The organism is Streptococcus sp. DTU_2020_1001019_1_SI_AUS_MUR_006 (genome assembly GCF_032340315.1).
Classification (GTDB): domain Bacteria; phylum Bacillota; class Bacilli; order Lactobacillales; family Streptococcaceae; genus Streptococcus.
Genome location: NZ_CP135436.1, coordinates 1,683,952 through 1,706,057 on the forward strand (window position 1 = coordinate 1,683,952; position 22,106 = coordinate 1,706,057).

General features: G+C 39.7%; 25 protein-coding genes and 1 pseudogene. 1 reads left to right on the forward strand and 25 read right to left on the reverse strand.

Features of this window, described 5'->3' with window-relative positions; all coding sequences use genetic code 11:
• Positions 1-10: 10 nt before the first annotated feature.
• The 9 genes and pseudogenes from RRU92_RS08105 to budA form a co-directional block, all read right to left on the reverse strand.
• Complete coding sequence (locus tag RRU92_RS08105) at positions 11-496, reverse strand: LURP-one-related/scramblase family protein (RefSeq protein ID WP_060955565.1); 486 nt, start codon at positions 494-496, stop codon at positions 11-13.
• Between the two features lie 306 nt (positions 497-802).
• Positions 803-1,008 (reverse strand): annotated as a pseudogene (locus tag RRU92_RS08110) (hypothetical protein).
• Between the two features lie 142 nt (positions 1,009-1,150).
• Positions 1,151-2,221, reverse strand: a complete 1,071-nt coding sequence (locus tag RRU92_RS08115; RefSeq protein ID WP_315639300.1) for an ABC transporter substrate-binding protein — start codon at positions 2,219-2,221, stop codon at positions 1,151-1,153.
• The gene (locus RRU92_RS08120) at positions 2,218-2,991 is read right to left on the reverse strand and encodes an ABC transporter permease (protein ID WP_045763347.1); all 774 of its coding nucleotides are present in this window, start codon (positions 2,989-2,991) and stop codon (positions 2,218-2,220) included. Before RRU92_RS08120 ends, RRU92_RS08115 begins: the two co-directional genes overlap by 4 nt.
• Positions 2,988-3,794, reverse strand: a complete 807-nt coding sequence (locus RRU92_RS08125) for an ABC transporter permease (protein ID WP_315639302.1) — start codon at positions 3,792-3,794, stop codon at positions 2,988-2,990. Before RRU92_RS08125 ends, RRU92_RS08120 begins: the two co-directional genes overlap by 4 nt.
• A complete protein-coding gene (locus tag RRU92_RS08130; protein ID WP_075230684.1) occupies positions 3,775-4,932 on the reverse strand; it encodes an ABC transporter ATP-binding protein in 1,158 nt (385 codons plus the stop codon). The genes RRU92_RS08125 and RRU92_RS08130 overlap by 20 nt, the downstream gene beginning before the upstream one ends.
• Before the next feature lie 160 nt (positions 4,933-5,092).
• Complete coding sequence (gene murB, locus RRU92_RS08135) at positions 5,093-5,998, reverse strand: UDP-N-acetylmuramate dehydrogenase (protein WP_315639303.1); 906 nt, start codon at positions 5,996-5,998, stop codon at positions 5,093-5,095.
• Between the two features lie 118 nt (positions 5,999-6,116).
• Positions 6,117-6,866, reverse strand: a complete 750-nt coding sequence (locus tag RRU92_RS08140; RefSeq protein WP_315639305.1) for a YhfC family intramembrane metalloprotease — start codon at positions 6,864-6,866, stop codon at positions 6,117-6,119.
• 12 nt (positions 6,867-6,878) lie between these two features.
• Complete coding sequence (gene budA / locus RRU92_RS08145; protein ID WP_049548245.1) at positions 6,879-7,607, reverse strand: acetolactate decarboxylase; 729 nt, start codon at positions 7,605-7,607, stop codon at positions 6,879-6,881.
• A 374-nt stretch (positions 7,608-7,981) separates the two neighbouring features.
• Between budA and RRU92_RS08150 the strand changes: the two genes are divergently transcribed.
• A complete protein-coding gene (locus RRU92_RS08150; protein ID WP_315639308.1) occupies positions 7,982-9,256 on the forward strand; it encodes a PLP-dependent aminotransferase family protein in 1,275 nt (424 codons plus the stop codon).
• Positions 9,257-9,275: 19 nt separating this feature from the next.
• On the opposite strand, the gene RRU92_RS08155 is transcribed toward RRU92_RS08150, so the two are convergent.
• The 16 genes from RRU92_RS08155 to hemW form a co-directional block, all read right to left on the reverse strand.
• Positions 9,276-10,091 (reverse strand): ABC transporter substrate-binding protein, encoded by an 816-nt coding sequence (locus RRU92_RS08155; protein WP_315639309.1) that lies wholly within the window; start codon positions 10,089-10,091, stop codon positions 9,276-9,278.
• A 117-nt stretch (positions 10,092-10,208) separates the two neighbouring features.
• Positions 10,209-10,676 carry an NUDIX hydrolase gene (locus tag RRU92_RS08160; protein ID WP_049548248.1) on the reverse strand — a complete coding sequence of 156 codons (468 nt, stop codon included), beginning with the start codon at positions 10,674-10,676 and terminating at the stop codon, positions 10,209-10,211.
• 91 nt (positions 10,677-10,767) lie between these two features.
• Entirely contained in the window at positions 10,768-11,421 is a 654-nt protein-coding gene (gene phoU / locus RRU92_RS08165) for a phosphate signaling complex protein PhoU (protein WP_000946478.1), read from the reverse strand.
• A gap of 11 nt (positions 11,422-11,432) precedes the next feature.
• Complete coding sequence (gene pstB / locus RRU92_RS08170; RefSeq protein ID WP_223338828.1) at positions 11,433-12,191, reverse strand: phosphate ABC transporter ATP-binding protein PstB; 759 nt, start codon at positions 12,189-12,191, stop codon at positions 11,433-11,435.
• 12 nt (positions 12,192-12,203) lie between these two features.
• On the reverse strand, positions 12,204-13,007 hold the full coding sequence (gene pstB, locus RRU92_RS08175) for a phosphate ABC transporter ATP-binding protein PstB (RefSeq protein ID WP_153224763.1): 804 nt from the start codon (positions 13,005-13,007) through the stop codon (positions 12,204-12,206).
• A gap of 10 nt (positions 13,008-13,017) precedes the next feature.
• Positions 13,018-13,902: a phosphate ABC transporter permease PstA gene (pstA, locus tag RRU92_RS08180; protein ID WP_045763362.1), complete on the reverse strand. Its 885-nt coding sequence runs from the start codon at positions 13,900-13,902 to the stop codon at positions 13,018-13,020.
• Positions 13,892-14,809: a phosphate ABC transporter permease subunit PstC gene (gene pstC, locus RRU92_RS08185; protein ID WP_315639312.1), complete on the reverse strand. Its 918-nt coding sequence runs from the start codon at positions 14,807-14,809 to the stop codon at positions 13,892-13,894. The genes pstA and pstC overlap by 11 nt, the downstream gene beginning before the upstream one ends.
• Entirely contained in the window at positions 14,809-15,687 is an 879-nt protein-coding gene (locus tag RRU92_RS08190) for a phosphate ABC transporter substrate-binding protein PstS (protein ID WP_315639313.1), read from the reverse strand. The genes pstC and RRU92_RS08190 overlap by 1 nt, the downstream gene beginning before the upstream one ends.
• Positions 15,688-15,796: 109 nt before the next feature.
• A complete protein-coding gene (locus RRU92_RS08195; RefSeq protein ID WP_315639314.1) occupies positions 15,797-17,110 on the reverse strand; it encodes an RsmF rRNA methyltransferase first C-terminal domain-containing protein in 1,314 nt (437 codons plus the stop codon).
• A gap of 6 nt (positions 17,111-17,116) precedes the next feature.
• Positions 17,117-17,884 carry an inositol monophosphatase family protein gene (locus tag RRU92_RS08200; protein WP_315639315.1) on the reverse strand — a complete coding sequence of 256 codons (768 nt, stop codon included), beginning with the start codon at positions 17,882-17,884 and terminating at the stop codon, positions 17,117-17,119.
• Positions 17,874-18,152, reverse strand: a complete 279-nt coding sequence (locus tag RRU92_RS08205) for a UPF0223 family protein (protein WP_315639316.1) — start codon at positions 18,150-18,152, stop codon at positions 17,874-17,876. Before RRU92_RS08205 ends, RRU92_RS08200 begins: the two co-directional genes overlap by 11 nt.
• Positions 18,153-18,554: a Spx/MgsR family RNA polymerase-binding regulatory protein gene (locus RRU92_RS08210; RefSeq protein ID WP_045763368.1), complete on the reverse strand. Its 402-nt coding sequence runs from the start codon at positions 18,552-18,554 to the stop codon at positions 18,153-18,155.
• Positions 18,555-18,763: 209 nt separating this feature from the next.
• Entirely contained in the window at positions 18,764-19,387 is a 624-nt protein-coding gene (locus tag RRU92_RS08215) for a TIGR01906 family membrane protein (protein ID WP_315639317.1), read from the reverse strand.
• The gene (locus RRU92_RS08220; RefSeq protein WP_315639318.1) at positions 19,377-20,150 is read right to left on the reverse strand and encodes a TIGR01457 family HAD-type hydrolase; all 774 of its coding nucleotides are present in this window, start codon (positions 20,148-20,150) and stop codon (positions 19,377-19,379) included. Before RRU92_RS08220 ends, RRU92_RS08215 begins: the two co-directional genes overlap by 11 nt.
• A 10-nt stretch (positions 20,151-20,160) precedes the next feature.
• The gene (locus RRU92_RS08225; protein ID WP_315639319.1) at positions 20,161-20,898 is read right to left on the reverse strand and encodes an acyl-[acyl-carrier-protein] thioesterase; all 738 of its coding nucleotides are present in this window, start codon (positions 20,896-20,898) and stop codon (positions 20,161-20,163) included.
• Positions 20,899-20,902: 4 nt separating this feature from the next.
• On the reverse strand, positions 20,903-22,033 hold the full coding sequence (gene hemW, locus RRU92_RS08230; RefSeq protein ID WP_315639321.1) for a radical SAM family heme chaperone HemW: 1,131 nt from the start codon (positions 22,031-22,033) through the stop codon (positions 20,903-20,905).
• Positions 22,034-22,106 lie beyond the last annotated feature (73 nt).

The window sequence follows — 22,106 nt, forward strand, 5'->3', positions numbered from 1 at the left end:
CTCCTTTTTACTAATTTGATTGGCTTTCTAGCATTTCCACATAGTCAATAGCGACACAGAGGGAAATGACTAGGTCTGCATAAGATTCGTCATAGACGGTTACGGTATAGGTAGAGGTTAAATGGAAAAGTTCCTTGGCAATCTCAGCAATCACTTGGTCACGATCATCCAGCAATTTAAAATTCAAATCCCAGACATTTCCTTCGATACGAAGACCGAGATTATCAAACTCATACTTATCTCTGAAGAAAGTCAACTTCTTTCGGATATAAAAATGATCTCCATTACTGAGTTGAATCTCAAAACGAGGTAGGAAAGTTAAGACTTCCTTACTAATCTCACTGACCTGTTCACCAGCAACATCATAGATGGTAAAGGTTTTAGGAATCTTAAAAAAAGAACCTTCAACCTGATAGGCAACATTGCCCAACTCATCCTTGATATCAAAGCGTTCACCACCTAGGCGAAATTTTTGTTTGACAAGAAATCTTCTCATAAGCACCTCCAAAAATAAAAGACAAATCCATATCACGAAGGGCGAAAAACCGCGGTACCACCTTCATTCAATGAACTTGTCATTCTTTCGTTCTTATGCAATTGTTGGATTGAGTAGCATGACTTTCTATCTTAGATGGCTCGCAGCACCGCCAATTCTCTGAACTAAGATGGAGAGAAAATCAATTCTCAACTTTCTTATTATATCGTTTTTTTGAGTTTGAGTCAACTGGAAATAATCCTCATTTAAATAATCAAATCCCTATATCTCTAATTACTTTTTCAGGATATATTATTCTTACCGCTATTACTTTTCTTTATCTCCAATTTTCATATTACTAAACACAGCCACTAAAATATTTACAAATATAAAGGTGCCTATCACCCAATGTATGGAATCATTTGTTAGGTATTGTTGATCCAAGCCATCCTTTAAATGGAATAGTATAATTGTTTCGTTAACAATCAAAAAGGTTGGCCAATAACTTTTTTGAAAAAAGTAGACATTTTCATGATTTGTTACCGCTTTCTATTATTATAAACTTAGTATACTACTAGGCTATAAAATAAGCAAATAGGATAGAAAAAATACACAACTATACAACTATTCAAAAAACGAACCAGCTTTACTGATTCGTTTTTAGTTTATTTATTCCTACTTCCGATACATCTTAAATTGTAGGAAGAGGTCGCTGTAAATTCCTGTCCATTTATGGTCAAACTTCTCATAAACTTCTAGATGTTTCATAGTATCTGCATCAGGATAGAAGGACTTATCCTCTTTTGTCTCGTCAGGGAGCATTTCCTTAGCAGCATTGTTTGGTGTTGAGTAACCGACATACTCAGCATTTTTTAGAGCATTTTCAGGCTTCAACATAAAGTTAATGAAGGCATAGGCCGCATCCTGGTTCTTGACAGTTTTAGGAATAACCATGTTGTCAAACCAGAGGTTGCTTGCTTCTGTCGGTACAACATATTTGAGATTAGGATTCTTTTCCAACATCTGGCTGGCTTCCCCTGAGAAGGTCACACCGATAGCAGCATTGTTCTGAATCATGTACCCCTTCATCTCATCCGCAACAATAGCCTTGATATTAGGTGTTAGCTTATAGAGCTTATCTACCGTTTCCTCCAACTGCTGTGGATCTTTAGAGTTTAGGCTATAGCCTAGCGAGTTAAGACCTAAACCAAGTACTTCACGCGCCCCATCAAAAAGCATAATGGAGTTCTTATACTCTAGCTTCCAAAGGTCATCCCAATGTTCAGGTGCTTCTTCCACCATAGTCTCATTGTAGACGATTCCCAAGGTCCCCCAGAAGTATGGGATAGAGTACTGGTTGTTGGGATCAAAGGACTGGTTGAGAAATTCAGAACCGATATTCTCAATTCCCTCAATCATACTATAATCCAGTGGAACTAGAAGGTCTTCATCCTTCATCTTGTTAATCATGTACTCACTTGGGATGGCAATATCATAGGTTGTCCCACCCTGCTTGATTTTCGTGTACATGGCTTCGTTGGAGTCAAAGGTCTCATACTGGACTTGGATTCCTGTTTCTTCTGTAAATTTTTCCAGAAGTTCAGGGGCGATATAGTCTCCCCAGTTGTAGATAACCAATTTTTGACTATCACGGCTATTGATTTTACTATCAAGATGATAGGAAATTCCCCACAAGACAAGGATAATGGCTAGAATTCCTGCTAAAAATGAATAGAGTCGTTTCATGCTTGCTCCTCCTTCTCACGTGAAATGAAGTAATATCCAACAACCAGGATAATACTAAAGAGGAAGACCAAGGCTGAAAGAGCATTGATTTCAAGAGAAATTCCCTTACGAGCTCGAGAGTAGATCTCAACTGACAAGGTTGAAAAACCATTTCCCGTTACAAAGAAGGTCACAGCAAAGTCATCTAAGGAATAGGTGAAAGCCATAAAGTAGCCTGCGATGATAGACGGCGTTAGGTAAGGAAGCATAATTTCCTTGAACATCTGGAACTGACTAGCTCCAAGGTCATAGGCTGCATGGATCATATCTCCATTCATCTCTTTTAATCGAGGCAAGACCATGAGCACTACAATTGGAATTGAAAAAGCTACATGACTAGACAGAACTGTCAAAAATCCAAGTGAAAACTTGAGTTGGGTAAAGAGAATCAAGAAGCTAGCACCAATCATAACGTCTGGTGCAACCATCAAAATATTATTGAGTGATAGGAAGGCTTCTTGATATTTTTTACGTGATTGGTAGATATAAATGGCACCGAAAGTCCCAATGACAGTCGCAATCAAGGCTGATAGGAAGGCTAGTAAAAAGGTCTGAACCAAGATGAGCATGAGTCTTCCATCGCCAAACATGGTTTCAAAGTGAGACAAACTAAAGCCTGTAAAGCTATTCATATCATCCCCGGCATTGAAGGCATATCCAATCAAGTAAAAGATTGGCAGATAGAGGACGATAAAGACAAAGGCTAGGTAAAGATTTGATAATTTTTTCATCGTTCTCTCCTTTCCTTAGTCACCCACATGGTGATAAACATGGTCAGGATAAGAACAACACCGATAGTTGAACCCATACCGTAATTATCGTTTGTCAGGAAGTTCTGCTCAATGGCAGTCCCCAAGGTAATCACTCGGTTCCCCCCAATCAAACGGGTCAACATGAAAAGACTCAAACTTGGAATAAAGACAGATTGAACTCCGCTTCGCACCCCGTTCATAGACAGAGGGAAGATGACATGACGGAAGGTTTCCCACTTGGTTGCACCAAGGTCATAGCTAGCATTAATGAGGTTATTATCCATATCATCCAAGACATTGAAGATAGGCAAAATCATAAATGGAAGCTCGATGTAGCTTGCAACAAAGATAAATGAGAAATCCGTAAAGAGCAACTGCTGCGAACCGATTCCGATAAATTCCAGGAATTGGTTAATAGAGCCATTTTGCCCAAAAATCCCGATAAAGGCATAGGCCTTGAGGAGAAGGTTGATCCATGTTGGCAAAATAATCAGCATAAGCCATAGTTGACGGTGCTTGAGACGAGTCAAGAAGAGGGCTGTTGGATAGCTGATAAGAAGCGTCACCAGAGTTACAATCCCAGCATAGAGAACTGAGTTAAAACTCATTTTGAGATAGGTTAAATTTTGTGACGCAAAATAAGATTTATAGTTTTCTAAACTGAACTGGCCTTCGATATTGAAAAAGGATTGCCCAAAAATCAAGACCAAAGGTGTCAAAACAAAGAGTGCAATCCAAAGCATGTAGGGCACTACAAAGAGTTTAGAGGTTGTTTTCTTCATCTCTTTCCTCCTCGATAGCGTTGATCAAACCTGCTTCTTGCTCTTCGATTTCTACATATTCTTCGATACGAGCATCGAACTCTTCTTCGGTTTCATTGAGACGCATGATGTGGATATCTTCTGGTTCAAAGTCCAGACCGATTTCTTCACCCACGATGGCCTTACGAGTTGAGTGAATCATCCATTCGTTGCCAAGTTCATCATAGGCGATAATCTCATAGTGAACCCCACGGAAAAGCTGAGTATCAACCTTAACTTGAAGTTTTCCTTCTTCTGGAAGGGTAATGCGCAAGTCCTCTGGACGAATCACGACTTCGACTGGTTCATTTGGCTTCATCCCACCGTCAACCGCTTCAAAGCGTTTGCCATTGAACTCAACCAAGTAGTCCTCTATCATGGTACCTGGCAAGATATTTGACTCCCCGATGAAGGTTGCAACAAAGTGGTTGATGGGCTCATCGTAGATGTCAACGGGTGTTCCAGACTGAACAATCTCACCATCATTCATAACGAAAATCCAGTCACTCATGGCCAAGGCTTCTTCCTGATCATGGGTAACAAAGACAAAGGTAATGCCCAAGCGTTGTTGCAGTTCACGCAGTTCGTACTGCATGTCTGTTCGCAACTTCAAGTCCAAGGCTGACAAAGGTTCATCCAACAAGACCACACGAGGCTGGTTAATGATAGCACGGGCGATGGCCACACGCTGACGTTGTCCTCCAGATAGCTTACGGATTGAACGTTTTTCAAATCCTTCTAGCTGAACCATCTTGAGAACTTCTAATACACGTTTTTCGATTTCTTTTTTATCGACCTTACGCAATCGCAATGGAAAAGCAACATTTTCAAACACATTCATATGTGGGAACAAGGCATAAGACTGGAAGACCGTATGAACATCACGTTTATTGGTCGGGATGTCATTGATACGGACACCGTCTAGCATGATATCACCAGTTGTTGCATCCAGCAAACCTGCAATGATATTGAGGATGGTTGATTTCCCAGATCCTGAGGCACCAAGAAGTGTATAGAACTTCCCTTCTTCCAACTCAAAATTAATATCTTTGAGAACCTTGGTGTTGCTATCTTCAAAAACTTTAGAAACGTTTCTGAATTCGATAATTGGTTTTTTCAATTGGCATAAATTCCTTCTTTTTCATAGATTAACAGATCAGGGCTCTGTCAGGCCGCCACTACCTCTTGCAAGGAGTTAGGCCTCCTGCATGCATCTTCGCTACCGATAGGCTTTCACCCCCTTTACATGTCTAGTTAGCAGCAGCTAGGCTATTTTTATTTTATTCATGCTCTCCTAGGATTCGAACTTCTCTCTCGAGGGTAACTCCTGAGTGCTCTTTAACCTTCTCAATGACAGACTCGATCAATTCCTCATAGTCCTTAGCAGTTCCATCCGCAATATTAACCATAAAGCCTGCATGCTTTTCAGAAACTTCAACCCCACCGATACGATAACCTTTCAAGCCTGCTTCTGCAATCAATTGCCCTGCAAAATGCCCCACTGGACGTTTAAAGACTGAACCACAAGAAGGATACTCTAAAGGTTGCTTGAGTTCACGAAGGTGGGTCAAGCGGTCCATTTCTTGTTTGATAGTCTCATAATTTCCTGGCGATAGTGCAAATTTAGCTGATAGGACTACTGCTCCTGATGCTTGAATGGCTGAATGACGATAACCAAAGGCCAGGTCCTTAGCAGATAGGGTTTCGATTTCACCTTCCTTAGTCAAGATTTGACAAGACTGGAGAACATGAGCAATCTCACCACCATAAGCGCCAGCATTCATAAAGACAGCACCACCGACGCTTCCTGGAATTCCACAAGCAAACTCAAAACCAGTCAAGCTATGACGGAGGGCAATACGAGTGGTTTCAATCAAGTTAGCTCCAGCTTCTGCCTCAATGGTATAGCCATCAACAGAAACATTATTGAGCTTGTCACACATGATTACAAAACCACGTACTCCACCTTCACGGACGATAATGTTACTTGCATTTCCAAGAACCATCCAAGGAATGTTTTCCTGATTGGCAAATTTTACCACACGAGCCATCTCGTAGCGATTACGAGGAAATACTAAATAATCTGCCTTCCCTCCAACTTTGGTATAGGTATAAGTTTTTAGCGGTTCATCGAATCGAATATCGATTCCTTCTAAGGTTTCTTTTAATTTATCTGATACAGTCATTTTTCTAATCCTTTTATGAAATTCATTCCATTATACCATTTTTAGCGATTTTTTTCGATGATTATGTCACCTTTTACCAGAGACAATACAAAAAAGAGGCTAGGCCTCCTTGATATTACTACTTCTTGTAAAAGATTGATTTTGTTAGGAAAACGAAAGCCAAAACTTCTACTGCTAAGATTCCCTCTACCACCAGAGGATTTGAGATCCAGCCAACTTGAGAAAGGCTCGGTGCCAGATCAAATAAAGCATGCAGACCGTAAGCTGCTACTAGATAAATCCATTTTTTTTGGCGAACAGCTTGGAAAACCCAGAAGGTCAATCCAACTTGAAGAATCAAGGCAAGAATTCTTTCGACTCCCAAAAGATAAATCTGCCAAGCTGCTAAATTATGAATGGTTGCAAGTGTACTCTCAGGTAAGAGTTCCATGATAGCTGGATTTTGCGATTCAACTGCTGAAAATAGGATAAAGAGATTGAGTAAACCAGCAATTCCGATATAAATCATTTCTAGCCCACCATGACCAAGACCATAGGCGAGGGCATCTGAATCTTCCATCTCTCTTTTTTTGTTCAACCATTTGAAAAAGATTAGTCGGGCTGTTTCTTCGAATAAGGCAGCCATACAGATTCCATAAATCACATAGAGAAGGGGATTCTCTGTCATGAGAGTAATAGTTCCATCTCTCTGAGGTCGAAGAACCAGCAAATGAACGATTTTTTCTAAAACCTGTGATGAGGCAAAAAATGCAACTGCACCAAGTCCCAAAACTGCAAAATTAATCTTGTATTTCTTTCTTGCGTACCAAACTGCTGCAATGAGGACGGCAAACAAGGCCAGCATCGTTATTATTACATGAATTTTCATATTCGACTCCTTTTATTCTGACTTATCGATATCTTTTTTCATCTCGTCAACATTAAATTTAGCAAATAGATATTGACGATCCTGAACAGGAAAACGTTGATCCAACTGGTCAACTGCACCCACTTCTACAATACCTTCCTTGATGACAAAGTCCATAACGTGACCACCAAAGGTTAGGTCATCTGAGATAAAGTGTAGATGGTAACCAGCAACACTAACTCCATGGAAAATCTCTGGGGTCCAAAAGCCGACGATGGTTCCTGAAACATTTTCGCGACTATACTCTGGCTGATGTGTTGCTACTTCTGCAAACTTCGTTTCAGAGGTTGACTTAGGAATCATGCGCACATGCATGTTCTTGAAATCACCATGAATCTTGATGGAACGGAAAAGATTCTCTCCATCATAATAGGACTCAATACGTTTTTCAAGTTCCTGATCAGTCATTTCAAAACGCTGGCGGAAAATAACTTCTGCCTGGTGGGGTACAACTGCTGCATAGGGGATCAAGGCATCTGGTGAAACTTCCACAATTTCAGGTTTCTCACCTGAACCCTTGGCCTGATAAGCTTTCCCATCTAAGACAATCAATTCTCCATCGATAGAATCCAGGGTTCCTAATCCTAAATCACCATGTTCAAGCAATTCACCAACTGTCATGGTTCCACCGTAAAGTCCCGCCATCAAGGCTCCCAAAGTATTGTATTGGAATAATTTAACTGGTTCTTGCACCTTCATCATCTCACTCTTCTTTGAAAATTTTACTTACTAAGTATATCACATTTCTGATTAGAATTGAATGCTAGACTGCCTTTTAATACTCAATGAAAATCAAAGAGCAAACTAGGAAACTAGCCGCAGGTTGCTCAAAGCACTGCTTTGAGGTTGTAGATGGAACTGACGTAGTCAGCTCAAAACACTGTTTTGAGGTTGTGGATAGAACTGACGTAGTCAGCTCAAAACACTGTTTTGAGGTTATGGATAGAACTGACGAAGTCAGTAACATATATACGGCAAGGCGACGTTGACGCGGTTTGAAGAGATTTTCGAAGAGTATAACATTGCCAAACTTCTAAAAAAAAGGTACAATGTAACAAAATCATGAGAGGTCTAAGATGAAGCAAGAAAGCAAATATGAACAAGTCGTTCACTATCTAAAAAATGAGATAGAATCAGGTAGATTTCCCACTGGAAGTCGCCTACCATCTATCCGAAAACTCAGTCAAGATTTTCACTGTAGCAAAGACACCATACAGCGCGCACTCTTAGAACTCCGATACCAGAAATATATCTACTCCAAACCTCAAAGTGGTTATTATGTATTGGAGCAACAAACCAGTCATGAAGATCTAATTATCTCAGTCAATGATGAACACGCAGCTGCCTATGATGATTTTCGTCTTTGTGTCAACGAAAGCTTGATTGGACGAGAAAATTATCTCTACAACTACTATGAACACCAAGAGGGTTTAGAAGAATTACGAGAGTCTGTTCAGACATTGCTCTTTGATCAAGCGATTTATAGTAAGGCAGACCAGTTGGTCATGACGTCTGGAACCCAGCAGGCACTGTTTATTCTTTCTCAGATCGATTTTCCAGGTCAAGCTCAGGAAATACTGGTCGAACAACCGACCTATCATCGAATGAACCAGCTGCTGCTAGCCCAAAATCTTCCCTTTCAAACCATTGAACGTCGGGTGGATGGCATCGACCTGAAAGAACTTGAGGAGCATTTTAAAAGTGGAAAGATTAAGTTCTTCTATACCATTCCACGTTTCCACTATCCTCTGGGCCATTCTTATTCTGAAGAGGAAAAACTTGCTATCCTTGACTTAGCTGCAAAATATCAGATTTATATCGTTGAGGATGACTACCTGGGTGACTTGGATCCTAAAATTGGACAAACCTTTCATTATCTGGACCAACATGATTTGGTCATCTATATCAAGTCCTTTTCTACAAGTCTATTTCCTGCCCTCCGGATTACTGCCCTTCTTCTTCCTAATGCGATCAAGGAAGCTTTTGTGACCTATAAAAACATTCTCGACTACGATAACAACCTTATCATGCAAAAGGCTCTATCACTCTATATTGATAGTCAACTCTTTGAAAAAAACAGACTAGCACGATTGGTACTGCAAGAAAAAAGTCAGGAGCACATCCAACAGCTCTTACAAACCTATCCCATTTCCCTACCGAGCTATCCACTTCATGATGGGCTTTTGCTTGATCTCAGGAACTATCCTAGCATCGCTAGTCTTAAACACAGTCCTCTAGGACTCGACTTTTTCGAATCATCCTACATAGAGTCTTGTCCCTATCACTTTGCAAAAGTTCCTTTAGAAAATATTGAAGAAACATTAAGCTATTTAAAAACAGAGCTGGACTGAAATCCAACTCTGTTATTTTTTATTGTTCTACTTCTGTTAGCTTAGCAGCTTTTTCAAGATAAGTTTGGTAAGTTCCGTCATCTTTCAGTTTTTGGATGACCTTATCAACCACTTCCTTCAAATCTGAGTTACCTTTTTTGATAGCTACAGCATTTGCTTCGCCTTCTTTCATAGTCAAGCTTACAGTAGCTACTGCCAAATCTGAGTTCTTAGCAGCATAGCTTAGTGCTACTGGCTCATCCATATGAACGGCATCAACCTTACCTGATTGAAGCTCATTGACTGCCTCACCCATGTTTGTCAAAGAAGTCAACTGTGCCTTAGGAAGTTGCTCTTTAACCATAGATTCAGGAACAGTTCCTTTCTGAGCTGCAATATTAGCACTTGCAAGAGAGTCCAAATCCTTGTATTTTTCAAGATCTGACTTTCTGATAAGGAAGCTAATTTTATTTTCATAGTAAGGGATTGAGAAATCAAAGACTTCTTGTCTTTCTTCAGTTGCACTGATTCCCGCAATTGCTAAGTCTGCTTTTCCTGTTTGAAGACTGGTCAAGACATTATCAAAACTCATACTTGAAATTTCCAATTTCACTCCAAGTTCATCAGCGATTGCTTGCGCCATGTCAATATCCGCACCTACGACTTGGTTTTTACCATCCACAAGTGCTTGAAACTCAAAGGGTGCATAGTCGGGACTAGTTGCGACCACTAATTTTCCTTTTTGCTTGATGGCCTCCACTGCAGACTGCGAGCTTGAGCTAGACGATTGGCAAGCTACCAATAAGAAGCTTGCAAGAAAACTACATAAGATAAATATCCATTTTTTAAAATTCATAAATAAACAACCTCTCTGTTAATTTTGTATAATTATAACTTATTCAGAAATACTTGTCAAGTTTTTCTTGCATTTTCATAAAATATAATTAAAAAATATAGAAATTCAGTGGTTAGTTTATCTATCTATTGGGAACTTATTTTCAAAAAAATCATTTATCATATCTCGATGTTGCTGGTTTACAATTGTGATATTTTGTATGTCCCTATGTTCAAAAAATCCTAATTCTAAAGTTTCGTCACTCGTAAAAACATTTGTAGAGATAGAAGTTTCAGATGCAACTAAATACAAAATTGTAAGAACTTGAGCCTCATCACCATTTGGATAACTATCTGAATATTTTGTATAAACATTTAAAAGTTTTTTCACTGTCACTTTCAGTCCAGTTTCTTCGTAAAACTCTCGAACTAACGCTTCTACAGCCGATTCGCCTAATTCAATAGCTCCGCCTGGTAATCCCCAAGTTCCTTTATCTGCTCGTTTTTGTAATAATATTTTTCCTGATTGACTTAATATTCCACATGTGAAATTTAAAATAATTTTATCTTTTCCAACTTTTTTTCTTATATTCTGTATGTAGTTCATTATTCACCTCTGACAAAGTAAATTATCTATACAATGAAAGCTTACTCTAGTAAAAAGTAAGCTTTCACAATAATTTTATCATTTGAATACTTTATAATTCAACAATCTTACCTGTTTCAAAGTAAACAACCCATTCACAGATATTTTTTGCATAGTCACCGATGCGTTCCAAGTAAGAAATGACTTGGAAGTAATCACGACCTGTGACGATAGCTTCTGGGTTCTTTCTAATTTCTTCAGTTGCAAGATCACGAATATTATCAAAGTAATGGTTGATAGTTTCATCCATGGTTGCAACTTCATAGGCTTGATCCACAGAACCATTCAAATAAAGTTCTAAAGCGGCTTCAACAAAGTTTTTTACTTCACGACCCATTTTTTTAATTTCTTCTTCAACTGCAGGGATACGCTGCTCACCCTTCATACGAATCGTTGCTTTTGCGATAGATACTGCATGGTCCCCCATACGTTCTAAGTCTGACACAGCTTTTAGAACTGTTAAAACTGTACGTAAGTCTTGTGAAACTGGCTGTTGTAGGGCAATCATTTCAAATGATTTCTTTTCAAGTTTCACTTCGTATTCGTTTACTTCTGCATCTTCCTCAATGACTTCTTTAGCCATGTCACGGTCATGCGTTACAAAAGCACGTACGGTACGATTGATTTGGGAAAGAACTTCTTGTCCCATAGCATAAAACTGATTATGCAATTTCTCTAAATCTTCTTCAAATTGAGATCGTAACATCTTCTCACTCCTTATCCAAATTTACCTGAAATGTAGTCCTCTGTCTCCTTATGTTGAGGATAGAGGAACATTTCCTTGGTATCGTTAAATTCAATCAAATCTCCATTGAGGAAAAATCCTGTCTTATCAGAGATTCGAGATGCTTGCTGCATAGAACGAGTGACCAAGAGCATGGTGTATTTGTCTTTTAGACCATACAAGGTTTCCTCAATCTTACCCGCAGAGATAGGATCCAAGGCAGATGTAGGTTCATCCAAAAGAATAATCTTTGGACTAGTTGCTAAAACACGGGCGACGCAGACACGTTGTTGTTGTCCACCTGATAGACCAATGGCAGAGTCATGCAAACGGTCCTTAACCTCATCCCAGATTGAAGCACGCTGTAAAGCTTTCTCCACAGCTTCATCCAAGACCTGCTTGTCTTTTTCTCCATTTATGCGGAGGCCATAAACGACATTTTCATAGATAGACATAGGGAAAGGATTAGGTTGTTGGAATACCATTCCAATTTCCTTACGCAATTCAACTGTATCGGTACGAGGGCTATAGATGTTGTGACCGTTATAAACCACTGATCCAGTTGTCGTCACTTCAGGATTGAGATCCCCCATTCGGTTAATAGCCTTTAGAAGTGTTGATTTTCCAGATCCAGACGGACCAATAAGGGCTGTAATTTCCTTGGGTTGGAATGATAAGGAAACACTATTCAAGGCCTTCTTTTTATTGTAATAGACTGACAGGTCTGAAACCTGCAAAATCGGTTCTGTCATACTATTTCCTCTCTAACCAAAGTGTCCAGTTACATAGTCATTTGTTGACTGTAGCTTAGCATTTTGGAAAATATTTGCAGTTTTATCATACTCAATCAAGTCACCCAAGTAGAAAAATCCAGTGTAATCACTCGCACGCGCAGCCTGTTGCATGCTATGGGTCACGATGATGATGGTGAAGTCCTTCTTCAACTCAAGCATAGTTTCCTCAAGCTGGGCTGTCGCAATCGGATCCAAGGCTGATGCAGGTTCATCCATCAAGAGGATGTCTGGTTTTACTGAAATAGCACGGGCAATACAGAGACGTTGCTGCTGGCCTCCTGAAAGCGTTAAGGCTGACTTGTGAAGGTCATCTTTGACCTGATCCCAGAGGGCAGCCTGGCGAAGTGAGGTTTCTACAATTTCATCAAGGACCTTCTTATCCTTAACTCCTGCACGTTCATGTGCAAAGGTGATGTTGCGGTAGATTGATTTAGCAAATGGGTTTGGACGTTGGAAAACCATTCCGATGTGTTTACGCATTTCATAAACATTAATTTCTGGACGGTTAACGTCAATACCTCGATAGAGAATCTGTCCTGTAACCTTTGCAATATCAATGGTATCATTCATACGATTAAGACTGCGTAGATAGGTTGATTTCCCAGATCCAGACGGACCAATCAGGGCCGTGATTTTATTTTTTTCGAATTGCATATCGATGCCCTTGATGGATTCATTTTTACCGTAGTAAACATGTAAATCCTTGGTAGAGAGGGCCACTTTTTCTTCAGGGAAGGTGATGATATGCTTTTCATCCCAGTTATATTTTGACATGGCTTCTCCTTTAGGCAGCGGTTAATTTCTTGTGTAGGTAGCTTCCGAGTTTGCGAGCTCCAAAGTTAAAGATTAAGATAAAGATTAGGAGCACCGCAGCAGAACCTGCTGAAACAAGGGTTCCATCAGGAATAGTTCCTTCACTGTTGACTTTCCAAATATGGACGGCCAAGGTTTCTGCTTGACGGAAGATTGAGATCGGACTGGTTACACTGAGAACATTCCAGTTTGACCAGTCAAGAGCTGGAGCTGATTGTCCTGCCGTATAGATAAGAGCCGCAGCTTCACCAAAGATACGACCTGATGCAAGGACAACACCCGTAACAATACCAGGTAAGGCTTCGGGGATAACGACATGAAGAACTGTTTCCCAACGAGAAAGTCCAAGTGCTAAACCAGCTTCACGTTGTGTATGGTGAACGTGTTTTAAGCTGTCTTCAACATTACGTGTCATCTGTGGAAGGTTAAAGACGGTCAAAGCCAAGGCACCAGAAATAATTGAAAATCCATACTCAAACTGAACTACAAAGATGAGGTAACCAAAGAGACCGACTACGACTGATGGCAGTGAAGACAAAATCTCAATACAGGTACGAACGAAGTTGGTAACACGGCCTTTTTTGGCATACTCAGCCAAGTAAATCCCAGCTCCCATTGACAAAGGCACAGAGATGAACAAGGTGATGACCAAAAGGAAGAAGGAATTATAAAGCTGAATTCCAATACCTCCACCTGCTTGGTAAGAAGATGATTTTCCAGTCAAGAAGGACCAAGAAACATGAGGTAAGCCTCGAACCAAGATATAGAGAATCAAGGAAGCAAGAATGGTCACAATGATTCCTGCGATGGTATAGAGGACAGCTGTTGCAAGTTTATCTAATTTCTTAGCGTGCATAGTTTTTCTTTCCTCTTTCTTTCGTAATCAATTTAATCACACTGTTAAAGGCCAAACTCATCAAGAGCAATACTAAGGCCAGTGACCAAAGAACATTATTATCAACAGTTCCCATAACGGTATTACCAATTCCCATGGTCAATACAGATGTTAAAGTCGCTGCTGGTGTCGTCAATGAAGTTGGAACAACTGCTGAGTTACCAACAACCATCTGAATCGCAAGGGCTTCACCAAAGGCACGCGCCATCCCAAAGACAACAGCTGTAAAAATCCCTGAACGAGCAGCCTTCAAGGTTACACGCCAGATGGTTTGCCAACGAGTCGCTCCCATAGCTAAACTTGCTTCACGGTAGTGACGAGGCACTGCACGTAGACTATCCGTTGTCATAAAGGTTACAGTCGGCAAAATCATAACAAAGAGAACGAAAATCCCTGATAAAATACCGAAACCTGTTCCACCAAAGACACTACGTACAAATGGTACGACGACCTGCAATCCGATAAATCCATAAACTACTGAAGGAATCCCAACTAAGAGTTCAATAGCAGGTTGCAAAATCTTAGCTCCTTTTGGAGACACCTCTGTCATAAAGACTGCTGCACCAATGGCAAATGGTGTTGCAATAAGAGCTGACAGGATGGTAACAATAAAGGAACCTAAAATCATTGGAAGGGCACCAAATTGTTTACCTGACGGATTCCAAGTTGCACCAAAAAGAAAATCAAAGATATTCACACCATTGACAAAGAAGGTCGAAAAGCCTTTTTGGGCTACAAAGATCAAAATCATTGCAACAATGATAACAATCAAAGATAGGCAGGCAAAGGTTAGTCCTTTTCCTAATTTCTCAAGACGAGAGTTTTTTGAAGGAGAGAGCAATTTTTTTGATAATTCTTCTTGATTCATTATTGGCTCCCTTCTATCGCTGTCACAGTACCTGCAGCATCTTTTTCGACCTTCATTTCCTTAACAGAAATATAGCCCATTCCTTTAACAATTCCATTTTGCGCTTCGTCCGAAAGAACAAAGTTTAAGAATTCGGCAACCAATTCATTTGGCTCACCAAGTGTATACATATGTTCATAAGACCACAAAGGCCAGTTATTCGTGGTTACATTCTCAGAAATTGGTTCATAGCCGTTAAGTTTGATGGTCCCAACAGAATCATCAACATAAGCAAAGGCTAGGTAGGAAATAGCACCAGGTGTTTGGGAAACGATGGACTTCACCATACCATTTGAATCCTGTTCCTGACTTTGAACAGCTGACTGACCATTCATAATCACGCTGTCAAAAGTCGCACGAGAACCTGAGCTAGCCGCTCGGTTGATAATAGAAATGGCTAAATCCTTACCACCAACTTCTTTCCAGTTGGTAATTTTACCTGTAAATATTTTGCGAAGTTGTTCGGTCGTTAAATTATCAACATCGACTTCTTTGTTGATGATAACAGCTATCCCCGCAACAGCGACCTTATGGTCAACTAGGGCAGTGGCATCGATTCCGTCTTTTTCCTCGGCAAATACATCCGAGTTACCGACGTCTACCGCTCCAGACTGGACTTGAGACAGACCTGTACCTGAACCACCACCTTGAACATTGACTGTTTTACCAACGTGTGCGGACGCAAATTCATCTGCTGCCGCCTCGACTAAAGGTTGAAGGGCAGTTGAACCGACAGCCGTCATAGACTCCCCACGATCAATCCAACTAGCACATCCTGCTAGTGAACCAACAAGTAAAAAGGTTGCAAGAAAGAGGGTGAGTTTTTTAAATTTTTTCACTATTTGTCTCCTTGAAAATAATGATGAATAGCTTGGAATTTCGCCCTATTTTCTAATGTTTTATGCAAAAAATCCATACTTCCACTATAACATAGAATACTGATTTTGACTAGTTTTTTACCTTAAACCTCAAGCCCTTAGGGAAATAATTCTTCAAGATATTTCCGGTCACTTTTGCAAAGCCTAAACCATTCCCACCAACCAAAACTTGATACCAGTCATTTGGCAAAGTTTCAGACAGCTGAACTGTTTCACCAGCTACGTATTTGACAAAGTCCTCTTCATGAATTTCAATTGATTGTTTGACTTGGCTTGGTTTTAAGGCTAAACCAAGAGCAAAACTTGGTTCAAAACGTTTTTTCTTAAAGGTTCCAAGATGAAGTCCGTTTCGTGCAATCCTAAGTTTACCCAAATCTGGTAGGAATTCTGGTAAGAGGTACAGTTGGTCTCCAAAAGTCTGTAAAATACCTGGCAAATTTATCTTTAGATGTTTTTTTTCAAAATCTTGCCATAAACTCAACTGTTCGCGACTGAGATTAGTCTTAGAAGGCTTGAACTTCCCTGACTTGTTTTGTCCTTTAAACTGAAGATGGGCCACGAACTGACCTTCTCCCTTAAAATGGTGAGGATACATACGAGCTGTTTCAGGCAAGTCAATCCCAGGAACCATTCCATTGATATGTGTAACTGGAATCAATTCAAAATCATAACTATCCAATAACCATTTGACAATTTCTTCGTTTTCTTCTGGAGCCCATGTACAAGTCGAATAAACCAAACAACCACCATCAGCCAACATGGTGACCGCATCCTCTAGAATTTCACGCTGCAAGTCAGCACATTGGCTTGGATATTCTACACTCCAATAATCCATGGCATCTGGCTGTTTTCGGAACATCCCTTCTCCAGAGCATGGTGCATCTAGGACAATTAGGTCAAAATATCCCTTAAATACTTTAGCCAAACGATCGGCAGATTCATTGGTTACAACAACATTTGTTGCACCAAAACGCTCCATATTTTCAACCAAAATCTTAGCTCGCTTGCTAGAAATTTCATTGGAAACAAGTAGACCGTCACCTGCAAGATAGGCTGCCAGTTGAGTTGATTTCCCACCGGGAGCCGCTGCCAAATCCAAGACCTTCATGCCTGGTTTTGGTTGAGCTACTTGTGCAACCATTTGAGCAGCAGGCTCTTGTGAATAAACTAAACCTGTTACATGCTCAGGAGATTTCCCAGAAACCTTGCCATAATAGCCCCAAGGTGTATGTGGAATAGCATCTGAAAAAGAAACCTGGCTTTCTTTTAAGGGATTGATGCGAAAGGCGGAAACTGCCTCATCATCAAAAGAGGCAAGAAAAGCTCTTGCCTCATCTCCCAATATTTCTTCATATTTTTTTACAAATCCTTCTGGAAATTGCATGTAAGTTTATTTCCTTTCATAGATATAGGATTGAATTTCTGCCAACTTGTCTGTTGGAACCATCATGATTGGTTGTCGTGTCTGAAAATCCACCGGCTCTCCAGTTAAGGTTACAATCTGATAACCTAAACTTTTTCCAATGATATCAGCTGCAGCATAGTCCCAAGGTTGGAGATAGGTGATATAGGTCAATAGCTGACCAGATAATATTTTTGAAAAACTAATAGCCGCACTTCCATATATTCGTACACCAAGTGAAGCATTAGCCAATTCTGCCACACCCCAGGCGTTTGTTTCCAACATGCCAGCGTTACTCGCAATTAGAAAATCTCGCAAGGGCTTATCCTTAAAATTAGGCAAGGGTTCTTCATTGAGACAGGCCTGAAAAGTACCTCCTCCATGATAACAATGACCTTTCATGACATCATAAATGATCCCAAACTGACCCAAACCGTTTTCAAAATAAGCTACCATAATGGCAAAATCATCACCTTGGGCGACAAAGTTGTTGGTACCATCAATGGGATCAATGACCCAAACAGATCCATGTCCAACTGAAGCACGTAAACATCCCTCTTCTGCACAAAATTGGTCATCAGGATAACGCGAACGAATTTTATCAACTAAAAAATTCTGAACTTCCTTGTCCAAACGAGTCACCAAGTCTGTAGGGGATGATTTTCTCTCAATATGCAATTCTTCTTGCATATGAGCTAGAATATAGTTTCCTGCTTCCTTGACAATCTCTTTGGCAAATATAAATTTATTTTCCAAGCGAAATCTTCCCTTCCCCTTGTTCTTTGGCAAATTGGACAGCTCGATAGAAGGAGTAACCACTCGCAGTTTCAAATTCACGGCCCAAGCGTTTTTCTTCACTCTTGCTTGGAACAACCGCTTTGAATCCCTTATAGGAATCTAATAGTTTCTTTGCTTCTATCTTAGTCTCATAGGCTGCTTCAACATCATTAAAAAAAGAAAGCACTGAAGCAAGTTCTTCAGTGCTCCACGACAAATCTAGTGGGTAACTATACTGTTTATTCATCTAATTAATACCAGCTCTCAATGTAGCTTCTTTCAGTTCTTGTTTACGGTAACTACGAGGGAGAAAAGCACGAATCTCATCTTCATTAAAACCGATTTGCATCCGCTTTGCATCAATAATAATCGGACGACGCAAAAGACTCGGATACTGCTCAATTAAATGAAGCAACTCCGATACTGAGATACTCTCTACATCAATATTCAATTTTTGAAAAATCTTTGAACGAGTCGAGATGATGTCATCAGTACCATTTTCGGTCAAGGAAAGAATGTGTTGCAGTTCTTTTCTCGTTAAAGGGCTGGTCATAATATTATGCTCTTGGAAGGGCACTTTATGATTCTCGAGCCAGGCCTTTGCTTTACGACATGATGTACAACTCGGTGATAAAAATAGTGTAATCATGCTTTCCTCTTCTTTACATACTTTTCTATTCCTATTATACAAAAAAATAAAGCGCTTGACTAGTTATTTCCGTAAAAAAAACTACTTTTTCAAGAAAAATAGGTTTTTTAGAATCAAATGTGAATGTTTCGCTTAAATATAGAAATATTCATGTTACAAACGATAGTTTTTCCTAGATTTTATTTGGAATCAGTAATACTTTTCTTCACTTATCTATTTGTTTTTCTACTCTGTAGGTACATAAATCCAAAAATCAATTCATACAAGCAGAAAAATAGAAGAAAGGCATGGAGGAAAAAGTCCTCTGGTAGGATAAGAATGACAGGATCCTTTGCTGGATCAAATAGCCAGGTATCATCACCTACAAAAAGAATTTGATGAAACAAAGTAAAGAACTGCTCAAATCCAATGAAAACTCCGACCAAACCAAGAACCAAAGGTAGCGAGAGCATGATTAAGAGATTTCTACGGTAGAGAGATAGAAATCCTTTCTGAATGACCTGCTTCCAAAAAAGATAGAATATCGGTAGAGTTACTAGTGCTACTCCTTGAGCCAGATGGAACAAACCCTTCACAACCGCAAAATGATGGATGCCAGACGCAGATGAAGGAAAATCTGGCATTTCCAATGCTTGATTTAATGGATTGGTCAAATAATCCATCAAAATATTAAAGTTCTGCTGGATTATCTGAGGTTGCAAATGAACACGATTTGTCAAGTTTAACCAAGAAATTTCCTGAAGATAGACCAACCAAGCTAGGTAAATGGTCAATAAAATAGCAAGCGAGAGGAGAAAGAGAATACTTCCTACAAAAGTAAACTTAGTTTTCATCGAAATTCCACTCCGCTAGACTTGAAAGGACATGAGTTGGTGCAATTGGCAAGTCTGCTACTTCTTCAGGTTTTGTAAATCCTGTCGTCACCAAAAGGCTAGGAATGCCATTGTCAATACCAGCTCGAATATCAGTAAGATAATTATCGCCCACCATGACAATTTCTTGACGTTCAAGTCCTAGGTGTTCAACAGCCTTGTCCATAATAATCGCATTAGGTTTTCCAATATAAACTGGTTTTACACGAGTTGCTGCTTCAAGAAGAGTAATCAGTGAACCAGCACCAGGTAAAAGTCCACGTTCTGTTGGAATATTTAAATCTGGATTGGTGCCGATAAAATGAGCACCTTTATGGATAGCTAGGGTCGCCGTAGCAAATTTTTCATAGTCAACTTGCCAGTCCAAACCTACAACCACATAGGCTGGATTTTCTTTATCTTCTACATACCCTGCTTCTTGAATGGCTTCCTTGAGCCCTGCTTCTCCAATCACATAAACTGTCTTTTCAAGACCTAAATCATTCATGTAATCAATTGTAGCTAAAGTTGCAGTATAGATCGTCGATACAGGCGTGTCAATGTTAAACTGATTGGCTAACATCTCTTGAACACTTTCAGGTGTACGAGTGGTGTTGTTTGTTACAAAAAGATAAGGAAGCTCTCTTTTTTGTAACTCGTGAACAAAAGCCTCTCCCGCAGGGATTCTATCTTTCCCCTTATAGATCGTTCCGTCTAAATCAATTAAATATCCTTTATAAGTCATATCTTTCTTTCTAATCTTTTTTAATTTCTTGCCAAGTTATCCTTGCCTTAGCGTTGGTGTCACCATCACTTGTGACTTTATGATTACTCTCTAATCCATTTAATTCATAACTAGAAGTAATCATTCCACCTGGTCGAACTTCCTTAACATATTTAAGGTTAATTTTTTTAGGGATATGGTTAGTCAGGAAATCGGCTCCCATGACCTCAAAAATCCAATCCAGGTATTTGCTGTTATTGACGTGACCATTCATATCTAAGTCATAGAAACGAACGTGGTAGTCCTTGCTTATCGCTTCTTCCAGCTCTGTATATTTTGGCCCACGGACCAGTTTCTTAGAAAACTCAGATTGGTAAGGAGCGACAATTTCTGATACTACAGGATGAACCTTTCGACTCTCACGATCCATAAGGACAAAGGTAGCTACCATATGAATGATTTCTTGACCATCTTCATCATAAATCGTAAATCGGCGGTAGCAAAATAGACGATTATAAGTTAAAGCTTCTGTTTCAATGGTGATTTCCTCAGCAAAACGAGGCAAACGAACCACATCGATATCATAATCCGTGATAATCCAGACCAGATTATACTGTTCTAAAACATCCTTATCACTCACTCCCAGTTCAATTGACTGCATCCCTGAGACCTGGAGGGACAACAAGATCACATCTGGTAGCTTGATATGGCCATTCATATCAGCCATATCAAAAGGAATTTTCATCTTCATTTGATAAGTTAAGCCCATAATTTTACTCCAATATAAATCGTTCTGCTACTGTATCACCTAAGAAGAGCCCTCTCTTAGTCATACGAACATGATCGCCATCAAGCTGCATAAGACCTTGTTGAATCAAGTCTTTGACAATATCTCCATAAAGTTCCTGGAAAGACCGTTCGAATTTTTCTTCAAAGCGTGCCATGGAAACTCCTGACTTCTTGCGAAGGCCGAGAAACATCTCTTCTTCCATTTGCTCCCTTTGACTCAAGTGTTCTTCATTGATACGAGCACTTCCCTCTTCTACCGCCTTTAAATAATGGCGAATAGGCCCATGATTTTTATAGCGAACACCGTCTACATAGCCAGAAGCACCAGCACCGATTCCATAATACTCAGCATTATCCCAGTACATAAGATTGTGACGACTTTCAAATCCTGGTTTTGAAAAGTTAGAAATCTCATAGTGCTCAAATCCAGCTCTTTCTAGCTCTGCAATGATATACTCAAACATCTCTGCTTCTAATTCTTCCTTAGGAAGAGGTAATTTCCCTCGTCTCATACGATTCATAAAGACCGTATGATTTTCTAAAATTAAGCTGTAGAGGCTCATATGAGGAATATCAAGGGCAATTGCCTTAGCGACATTGTCCTTGACCTGATCCATGGTCTGCCCAGGAAGTGCGTAGATTAAGTCAATAGAGATATTATCAAAACCAGCTAATTTAAGGCGGTCGATATTTTCATAAATATCCTTTTCTGTATGACTACGCCCAATCTTTTTCAGCATTTTATCATCAAAGGTCTGAACACCTAGTGAAACACGATTGACTGCAGAATTTTGCAGAACAGCAATCTTATCAGCATCCAAATCACCAGGATTGGCCTCAATTGTCAACTCTTCCAACATTGATAAGTCCAGTTTTTTAGTCAATCCTTCTAACAAAACTTCCAATTGAGAAGCGGACAAGGCTGTCGGTGTCCCACCACCAATATAGAGTGTACGCAATTTTTGAATATCATAAGAATGAAATTCTTGCAGTAGATGCTCTAGATAGCTGTCTACTGGCTGATTTTTAATAAAGACCTTGGAAAAGTCACAATAATAACAAATCTGTGTGCAAAACGGAATATGCACATAGGCTGATGTCGGTTTCTTCTGCATAGTATTTATTATACCACAAAAGCGAACAATACTTAGAATTCCGTTTAACAAAATCCTAGCATTGTTCGCTTTC

Excerpts from the sequence above, each read along its gene's own strand:
- RRU92_RS08155 (WP_315639309.1), bottom strand. The coding sequence starts at position 10,091 with ATGAATTTTAAAAAATGGATATTTATCTTATGTAGTTTTCTTGCAAGC.
- RRU92_RS08140 (WP_315639305.1), bottom strand. The coding sequence starts at position 6,866 with ATGAAAATTCATGTAATAATAACGATGCTGGCCTTGTTTGCCGTCCTC.
- RRU92_RS08220 (WP_315639318.1), bottom strand. The coding sequence starts at position 20,150 with ATGACTTATAAAGGATATTTAATTGATTTAGACGGAACGATCTATAAG.
- murB (WP_315639303.1), bottom strand. The coding sequence starts at position 5,998 with ATGACTGTATCAGATAAATTAAAAGAAACCTTAGAAGGAATCGATATT.
- RRU92_RS08115 (WP_315639300.1), bottom strand. The coding sequence starts at position 2,221 with ATGAAACGACTCTATTCATTTTTAGCAGGAATTCTAGCCATTATCCTT.
- RRU92_RS08160 (WP_049548248.1), bottom strand. The coding sequence starts at position 10,676 with ATGAACTACATACAGAATATAAGAAAAAAAGTTGGAAAAGATAAAATT.
- hemW (WP_315639321.1), bottom strand. The coding sequence starts at position 22,033 with ATGCAGAAGAAACCGACATCAGCCTATGTGCATATTCCGTTTTGCACA.
- RRU92_RS08205 (WP_315639316.1), bottom strand. The coding sequence starts at position 18,152 with ATGAATAAACAGTATAGTTACCCACTAGATTTGTCGTGGAGCACTGAA.
- pstC (WP_315639312.1), bottom strand. The coding sequence starts at position 14,809 with ATGAATCAAGAAGAATTATCAAAAAAATTGCTCTCTCCTTCAAAAAAC.
- RRU92_RS08225 (WP_315639319.1), bottom strand. The coding sequence starts at position 20,898 with ATGGGCTTAACTTATCAAATGAAGATGAAAATTCCTTTTGATATGGCT.
- RRU92_RS08195 (WP_315639314.1), bottom strand. The coding sequence starts at position 17,110 with ATGCAATTTCCAGAAGGATTTGTAAAAAAATATGAAGAAATATTGGGA.
- RRU92_RS08120 (WP_045763347.1), bottom strand. The coding sequence starts at position 2,991 with ATGAAAAAATTATCAAATCTTTACCTAGCCTTTGTCTTTATCGTCCTC.
- pstA (WP_045763362.1), bottom strand. The coding sequence starts at position 13,902 with ATGCACGCTAAGAAATTAGATAAACTTGCAACAGCTGTCCTCTATACC.
- RRU92_RS08215 (WP_315639317.1), bottom strand. The coding sequence starts at position 19,387 with ATGAAAACTAAGTTTACTTTTGTAGGAAGTATTCTCTTTCTCCTCTCG.
- RRU92_RS08105 (WP_060955565.1), bottom strand. The coding sequence starts at position 496 with ATGAGAAGATTTCTTGTCAAACAAAAATTTCGCCTAGGTGGTGAACGC.
- pstB (WP_223338828.1), bottom strand. The coding sequence starts at position 12,191 with ATGACAGAACCGATTTTGCAGGTTTCAGACCTGTCAGTCTATTACAAT.
- budA (WP_049548245.1), bottom strand. The coding sequence starts at position 7,607 with ATGATGAAGGTGCAAGAACCAGTTAAATTATTCCAATACAATACTTTG.
- RRU92_RS08210 (WP_045763368.1), bottom strand. The coding sequence starts at position 18,554 with ATGATTACACTATTTTTATCACCGAGTTGTACATCATGTCGTAAAGCA.
- phoU (WP_000946478.1), bottom strand. The coding sequence starts at position 11,421 with ATGTTACGATCTCAATTTGAAGAAGATTTAGAGAAATTGCATAATCAG.
- pstB (WP_153224763.1), bottom strand. The coding sequence starts at position 13,007 with ATGTCAAAATATAACTGGGATGAAAAGCATATCATCACCTTCCCTGAA.
- RRU92_RS08150 (WP_315639308.1), top strand. The coding sequence starts at position 7,982 with ATGAAGCAAGAAAGCAAATATGAACAAGTCGTTCACTATCTAAAAAAT.
- RRU92_RS08125 (WP_315639302.1), bottom strand. The coding sequence starts at position 3,794 with ATGAAGAAAACAACCTCTAAACTCTTTGTAGTGCCCTACATGCTTTGG.